Annotated in this window: 2 protein-coding genes and 2 pseudogenes; all 4 read right to left on the bottom strand. The window is 53.4% G+C overall.

The genetic code is table 11. From position 1 onward, the window contains the following. Nucleotides 1-8: 8 nt before the first annotated feature. A pseudogene (locus tag AXW79_RS21930) lies at nt 9-322 on the bottom strand (transposase); the annotation flags it as partial. Between the two features lie 268 nt (nt 323-590). Then, on the bottom strand, nt 591-1,022 hold the full coding sequence (locus tag AXW79_RS01430) for a hypothetical protein (protein ID WP_227534419.1): 432 nt from the start codon (nt 1,020-1,022) through the stop codon (nt 591-593). A 14-nt stretch (nt 1,023-1,036) separates the two neighbouring features. Next, entirely contained in the window at nt 1,037-5,809 is a 4,773-nt protein-coding gene (locus AXW79_RS01425; protein WP_043144602.1) for an RHS repeat-associated core domain-containing protein, read from the bottom strand. A gap of 12 nt (nt 5,810-5,821) precedes the next feature. Next, a pseudogene (locus AXW79_RS01420) lies at nt 5,822-6,128 on the bottom strand (hypothetical protein); the annotation flags it as partial.

Genomic DNA, 6,128 nt, shown 5'->3' with positions numbered 1-6,128 from the left:
CTTAATCAGTCTATCAGGGAGTACGTGTGAACTCGTCCGCCATAAAGAGAGCAGTAGCCTTTTTTAGTATGTCCTTTTCGCGCTCGAGCCGGTTGATACGGGCTTCCAGCTCCTGGATTTTCTGCTGCTCCGGAGTCAGCGCTTTGCTGATTGGGGTAGTGCCACAGCGTTCGGAATGAAGCTGCTGAACCCAGAGGAGAAGTACGGTTTAACCGACATCCAGCGAACGGCTTGCTTCGGGAACAGAATACCCCTGGTCGAGCACCAGGGATGCGGCTTCCAGTTTGAACTCGGCAGTAAATGAGCGACGCAATCTTGTCATTGAACACCTCAGATTATGGTGGCGACTGTACCACCTAAAATGGTGTCCGGGATGATTAGACCACTACAAACAGCCGGGCCTGACGCTCGTGACCGCGCTTGCTGCGCTCGGCCACCACCTGACTGTTGCCATTGACCTTCCAGCTCTGTTAGCTCAGTGACGCTAAAAAAACACCGGCATTATGCCGGTGTAAGGTGATAACTAGATCTGTACAACCTGAGGCAACCCCCATAATTAATTAAGAGCATGGCAACTTAATTACATAGTTTTAAATATCAAAAAAATACTCAATAAAAGAGTTAAAGTCTCTCCATTTTTTAGTCGGTTTTCCATCTAAAAAATCACTTAACGTATCCCCAAGGCTTAATTCAAGAACCTGCCCACTTTCTTTATTATAGAAGAACCCACCTTCGCCCTCAAAGCTGTCAAGAGGGATTAAGCTAGGTGGTAGACAAAGGCTTTTTCGAAGAGACTCAGCTGCCAATCCATAATCTGTATTCAATACAAACCAACAAAGCTGATATATCATTCCTTTTTGGCTAATGAAATGAGGGCCATCTTCCGCGTGTAGGTAAAAAAAACCTATCTGAGAGTCAGCCGATAGCCCTATAGACTCTAGAGCTTCTTTGTATGGAATTGACACTTCCTCAAACCACCATCCATTATCTCGCAGATAATTAATCAAATCTTCTGACAACATACCCCCTCCATTCATTAACACTTCTTGCTTACAATTTTATTTCTTTTTGCCAACTCACCATTAGCCCGCTCACGCCAGTATGCATCCCGGTCAACATTAAATGAATTTCTGTCCACAGGATTGTTTGGATGTGCATCTGGCAGATGTGGATGTAAGGCATTACTCTTACGGTACCGTTGGTGGGTATCTGCTGAAAGTTCAAACAAAGACCCCAGCCCATCTTGCTTTGAATGATGTAAGTTAACTTGTGAGTATTTTCCATTTTTCACAACAAAAGGACTTCCTCCATCTAATGCTATATCCAAGTTCGTTTTTACACCACTCCGAGTGTTGACTGGTAAATCCCAATCAATCGCTTGTTGGTAAACAGTATGGGTGCTACCGGAGGGAGCATGAAACACTGTTCGAGTGAAGAAGCCTTTCAACCCCAGCGGATCTACCCACTCCAGCGGATTATGCACATACCCCTGTGGCCTTACTCCTCCCGCAAACCCTATCGGGTCTGGCGAGATATATTGCCCCAACTCCGGGTCAAAGTAACGGTGTCGGTTGTAGTAAAGCCCCGTCTCCTGGTCATAAATCTGCCCCTGATAACGCAGCTCGCAGTAGGTCTCTTCGTTGGCTGCATCCCCAAGGAAGCGTCTGAGCGGTTGCGGGATGGCATCGGCGCGATAGTTGCCCCACAGCCGCTGTTCACCGCGCCAGATAATGTCACCAGCTTCGCTGCACAGCTCGCGGGCGGTGCCCGCCACGTCCGTCACGATATAGTGCAGACGCTCGTCCTGTTCACCAACTTCCCACTGGGCCAGTGGTCTGAAACTGCCCGGCTCATAGACCCACTGCACCTGCCGGGCGGTGTTGCCATCGGCCCGGTAGCTTTGTTGCTGCACCAACTGGTCACCGTCCCAGCGATAGTGGACACTGGTTATCGCGGTGAGTTGGCTCACCTGCCCCTCCCGCTCCTTGCCGATGCGCCGACCAAAGGGGTCGTAGCGGTAACGCCAGCGGCTGCCATCTGGCAAGATGACCCGTTGCAAGCGGTCAAAGCCATCCCACTCAAATTGGGTGGTCTGAGGCCGGAAACCGGGGCGTGATACCACCTTATCACTGAGCCGCCCACATTTGTCATAGCGGTATTGATTGGGCCCCATCTGGCTGACCCGGCCCGCAGTGTCATAACGGCGCAGGGGTTCGGCCTGAGCCTGTTGGCTGGACAGCGGTTGCCCATCGCTTGGCAGAATATGGGAGAGCTCACAGAGGTTCAGCTCGCTGTCATAGCCAAACAACCGGGCCTGACGCTCGTGGCCGCGCTTGCTGCGCTCAGCCACCACCTGACCGTTGCCATTGAGCTTCCAGCCCTGTTCACCCCAGTGGCTGTCGTTAACCCCAACCAGGCGGTCCAGGGCATCATACTGGTAGTGACGCGACAGAGTGTCTGGCACAGCGCCACTCGCTGGCACCAGGGATTGAGAGAGCAAAAGCCCGGTGGAGCTCCACCCTTGACTAAGGGCAAAGCCGGCCTCACGCTGGCCAGCCTCGCCATAATGGCTCTCTATCGTCTCGCCATTGACACGCTCGCAGACCACCCGGCCCAGTGCATCCCACTCGAATTCCACCACCGCATCGGCGTTGCTGGCCTGCAGCAGACGAGCGGCGGCATCATAGGCAAAGTGAGTTTCACTCTCTTTTGCCCTCGCCGTCGGGTCATTAAGCTCGCCCTGGGCACGCCAGGCTTCAATTCGAGCCAGTCGCCCCAGCACATCATAGTGATAGTGCAGCTCGCGATTATCCGGTGCCCGGCGCAGTACCAACTGTCCCGCCACATCGTAACGGTAGTCATAACGACGCCCGTCATAGTGCACTTCCGCTGCGACCCGGCCGCAGGCATCAAACTCATAACGCCAATGATGCCCCTGACTGTTGGTGACACCGGCAAACTCGCTCTCGGCGTTGTAGTGATAGCGGGTGGTGGCACCCAGCGGGTCGGTTACGCTCTGAAGATTGTCGAAGGCGCCATAGGTCAGTTGGTGGTGATGGCCCAGCGCATCGGTCAGCCGTACCAGATTGCCTTCGATGTCGTAATCGAAGCGACTCTCGGTACCATCTTCATAGATGACCTTGCTGGGTTGTCTGGCGTGGTGACGATACTCCCAGCGACGTACCAGAGCACCTTGTTCGCCCTCCTGATAACGGGCGACCAGACGGTCTTGCTGGTCATAGACAAATCGCCAGGGAGCACCGTTAGCTGGCTCGTAACGAACCGGCAAACCTTGCTCCCCATAATGCCACTGGCTGCGCTGACCAACCGGGTCGGTTACCGCGGCCAGCAAACCCTGAGGGGTATACTCATGACGCCAGCATTGCCCCAGCGGGTTGGTCACCCCTTCAACGAGCCCCTGAGGGTTATAGCTGTATTGCCACGGCTGGCCGAGCGGGTCGATATAGGCCAGTAGCCTGCCCGCGTCATCGTAGCCATAACGGTGGGCACTGCCATCAGGCAAGGTCACGCACGTCACTTGCCCCCACGCGTTGCGTTCAAACTCGGTGCGCTGGCCCAAGGGGTTGACCAGTGCCGCCAACTGATTGTTCACCCATTCAAAGCGGGTCTCGCCGCCATCCGGCTCACGGCGCAGCAGGATATTGTTACGCTCATCGCGCACATAGGCGGTGACGCCACCAAAAGCGCTGTGGTAATAGCTGGTGAGATTGGCATCGTCATAACTGAAATGGTCTTTCCAATAGCCGCCTGCACAGCGGTTGGCCAGACAGCGGCCTTGCGAGTCATAGTCGTGTTCGACCCAGGTTTGGGCCAGGTCATTCCAACGGGTGAGCCACCCTTGCGGTGAGTATTGGTAATCAAAGCTGCGTCCGGCACCCGCCCTGACCCGCAGCAAGGCGCCGCTGTCGTCATATTCATAACGGGACAGCTCGCGAGGTGGGTCAAACTCCGACACCACCAGGGTAAGCGCAGAGACATTGCGCCCCTGATGGCTGACCCGAATATGGCGACCATCGGCCAACAAGACGCGCACCAGGCGGCCCCGCTCCCATACCCAACGCACCCGGTTGCCACAGGCATCACTCATGGATGTGAGATAAAGGTGGGGGCCACGGGCATGCTCGAAGCCATAACGACACCCATCCAGATGGTGCAACTGCAGCAGACCTTCGAAGCGGGTCAACCGCCACTCGGGGCTGGAGGGGCTGTATGCCCACTCACCTTCGTCAGGCAGGGTAAAGAAGGCCTGGTTAAACTCGCCATCGGTAAAGATGACCATGCCCTCTTGCAGCTCCAGTGACATGTCCCATTCCGTGCGCCAGAGGGTCCCCAGAATACCCGGACGACGTTGCCCACCCGAGCGGTAGTAACGGGCCAATCCGACCGGCAACAAGCTGGCCAGTCGCCAATCTTCGCGCTGTTCAAACACGAAACCAGTGGCCATATCGACTGGCTCACCTTCCTTTTGGCACGTTTTTGTTGAAGCGCAGTTATTACCATCTGCCTGCCCGGTTTGGGTTGTGTCGGCGTGTGGTTTATCAGCATGCCTATCACCTGTGTTACGACCAGCGTTGACGCTATTGGGTGGCGCGTCGACCAGTTTGCTTTTAGGCGAGCTCGTCACGCGAGTCACCACCTTGCCAATAAATTCGTTAAATTTCGCAGCGATATAGGCAAGTGATGCGTCAAACTTTGCCGAGAGTTTTTCCAGTGCATGGATAATCCCGGTAATTTGCTCCTTCATCATGGCAATCAGCCAGCGGTTGCTCGCCGGGTCTATCAGCATTTTCTTCAATGCCGCAATCACCTGCAGCAAGATGGCTTTGGCTTGTTGACCGTATGTCGCTATCTCAGCACGCAGCTCCATCAATCCTTTAATCAGGTTGCCATTGGAAAGGCTACGAATAATTCGTATCGCCTTCTGGATTTCTTTCACATCCCCCAATGCCCTGATAATGGCTCGTCCACTGATTTTGATGGCATCCCCAAAGCCTGGAATGATGCCAATCAGGCACAGCGCGCCTTCTGCGAGATGCATATTATCATCGAGCTTCACCGGCTCCTTGTAGGAGACATAACCCCACTCACCGATGGAATAGAGGTCGATGACCTGACCGACCACAGGTACAAACCCGAGTAACACCTCACACACCAGGAGCACCGCTTCATTGCTACTGGCCTTGTCACCCAATTCAGCGGCAAGACTATGGTGTATCTTGTTGACCGCCACTTTGAGCTCGCGGCTGCCTTTGTTAATTTTTTTATCCAGCGCCCAAAAGCGCTTGTAAGCCTGGTTGTACTTATCCGGGACACTATTGAAAATTCCACCGAGCATGCCGACGTCATCGACATCCACCTCATCTGCATCACTGTCAGAGGCGTCATACACAATCAATCCTTGCTGACGCAGAATGAGAAATAACGTGAAGTATTCACCAGCCAACGCAGCATAAGCGGGGTTGGATTGAAACACCGGGTTATTTTGCACAGTTTCCTGGGGTTTGAAATCATCGCTACCTTCGTCAAGTAACAACTCAAAGGTTTCGCAGCCCATATCATAAATTCGGCATAATCCCTTGCTATCGGTTTTGCCTTTAATAACAGTGCCATTACTGTCGGTCAGGACAAATGGCGCATTAGGAACGGGTTTCCCATCATCATAGTGATAATGAATGGTGACTTCGCAACCACATTTTACGCAACCACCAGAGATGATGTTATCTGTCGAAAAATTCTGTTTGGCAGCTTCATCGCTGGACATCAGACTTGCTGTTTTATTTTTACTCATGAGTCCCTCAACCTATCCCTTATCCAATGCGTGAAGGGCCTGCTCAAATAGCCTATCCATGCGGCTTTGCTGCCCAATTAATTCAGCCGGTTCAGCCATGATTTTTTTTGCCCAGGGAAGCGCCATAAACCCTGCAGGCATTTCCAGCTTTAAACTCAAGAAGCGAATAACATCCTGCTGGTTTTTGAATCCATGGGAGAGTGCCTCTCGCTCCCCCTCTTTGACGAAAGAAAACAATTGCTCTGGTTGCCACCGCGTATTCCGTCGAAGTTGAACATCCATTCCGGCCAACGTGAACACCCTGATCCTTAACGCGCTC

It is taken from the genome of Aeromonas salmonicida subsp. salmonicida (assembly GCF_001643305.1).
Lineage (GTDB): Bacteria > Pseudomonadota > Gammaproteobacteria > Enterobacterales > Aeromonadaceae > Aeromonas > Aeromonas salmonicida.
Note: the sequence above shows the minus strand (reverse complement) of the source record. Positions and strands in the feature narration are given on the sequence as shown.